The organism is Streptomyces sp. SID3212 (genome assembly GCF_009865405.1).
Taxonomy (GTDB): Bacteria; Actinomycetota; Actinomycetes; order Streptomycetales; family Streptomycetaceae; genus Streptomyces.
On record NZ_WWJY01000084.1, the window covers coordinates 1 to 1,944 of the forward strand.

The following is a 1,944-nucleotide window of genomic DNA, read 5'->3' on the forward strand; positions in this document are numbered from 1 at the left end:
GCACCGGGCCGGCGGGGCGAAGGCCTCGGTCGGGCTGAGCGCCGCCTACCTCGCCGCGTTCGGCGCCTCGCACCCCCTGGCCAAGAAGGTCGGCGCCTGGCCCGCCGTCCTCACCGTGGCCGGTACGGTCGCCGCCGCCTCCTGGGTCGTCACCCGGCGCACGGACGGCTAGGCGACATCCTGCGCACTGACGGCTGAGGCGACATCCGGCCCGTTGACGGCTGAGGCGACATCCCGCGCGCTGACGGCTGAGCAAGGTTGACCGGAGCGCTGAGCACGGTCCGGATCGACCGCCGAGCACGGCCGCCTTGAATCTTCGGCACGGCTGCCCTGCCCCTGAGCGCCGTCACCTTGACGGCTCAGCCGCGCCACCCCACCCCCGCCGCCCCCGAGGAAGGTACGAAACCGGCATAAACCTCCCGCTCCAGGCATGATGTGGGCCATGAGGAGACAGGTGCCGGGGAAAGACCTGCGATGGGGTCTGACCCGGCTCACCGCCGTGGCGAGCGGCCTGCTCGCGCTGCTGATCGGGTTGATCTTCGGTTTCATGCTGTGGGCGATCAACGGCATGCGCGATTCGGCGGACGCGCGGAAAGAGACCCGCATGGGCGTGGTCGAGACCGAACGGTTCGAACAGCTGCTCGCCAATCTGGAGACGGGCCAGCGAGGTTTTGTCATCACCAAGCAGGACGTGTTCCTGCAACCGTGGCGGGCCGCCCTCAAAGCCTTCCCCACGCAGTCGCGCGAATTCCAGGAGCACGCCACCTCCCCAGGACAGAAACGGCTCGCGGAGAAGATCACCCGGGGCGTCGATTCGTACATCCGCACCTACTCGATTCCGCTGGTCAGCGCCGCCCAGCGGGGTGATCCCAACGTGTCGAGCCTCCTGACGACCGCACGGGGGAAACGGCTCGCCGACGTGCTGCGGGCCGATTTCACCCACTACATGACCACCGAACGCGAGCTGCTCGACGAACGGACGGACACCGCCACCTCCAACGCCGACCGGGCCGTGATCGCCGCGTCCGCCGGACTCGGGGCGTCGATCCTGCTCATCGTCGCCTTCGCCGTCTACCAGTCGCGCGCGATCGTACGCCCGGCACGCAAGGCCGCCGCCGTCGCGAAACAGATCGCGGACGGCGACCTCAGCGTGCGGATGGAGACGACGGGTCCCGCCGAGATCGGCGCGCTGGGCGCGTCCTTCAACACCATGGTCCGATCCCTCCAGGAGAGCCGCGGCCGGACCGAGGCGGCGCGCCGGCGCCTGCGGCTGCTCTACAACACCAGCGTGTCGGTCGGCACCACACTCGACGTCGAACAGACGGCAAGGGAACTGGTCCAGGTGGTCGTGCCGCAGTTCGCCGACTTCGCCACCGTCGACCTCCTGACCCCCGTCCACGGCGAGGTGCCGCAGGCCGGCGCGGGAGAGCTCCAGAGAATCGCGGTCGGCGGCATCCGCGAGAACCACCCGTTCCGCCCCGTAGGGACCCGGCGCACCCCGCCGCCCACCACGCTGTACGCGCGCAGCCTCAGCACCCGGCTCGGCCACATCGAGGCCGACCTGCGGACGTCGACCTCATGGCGGGCCGGCGATCCGGAGTACGCCGAACGCATCCTCGACGAGGGCGTCCACTCGCTCATCTCCGCCCCGATGCTCTCCCGGGGCGACACGATGGGCGTGCTCAGCTTCTGGCGCTCGCGGCAGGACGAGCCGTTCGACGAGGAGGACGTCTCCCTCGCCGAGGAACTGGCCGCGAAGGGCGCCGTGGCGATCGACAACGCCCGCCGGTACACCCGCGAACGCTCCACCGCGCTCACCCTCCAGCGCAGCCTCCTCCCCCAGCGGCTGCCCGAGCAGGCCGCCGTGGAGGTGGCCTCCCGCTACCTGCCCACCGGCGAGCTGGGCGGGGTCGGCGGCGACTGGTTCGACGTGATCCCGCTGTC

Annotated in this window: 1 protein-coding gene; it reads left to right on the top strand. The window is 70.7% G+C overall.

The features are described 5' to 3' along the window. Positions 1 to 442 precede the first annotated feature (442 nt). Positions 443 to 1,944 (top strand): CHASE3 domain-containing protein (locus tag GT042_RS02795; RefSeq protein WP_161307105.1); only part of this gene is annotated, 1,502 nt, incomplete at its 3' end.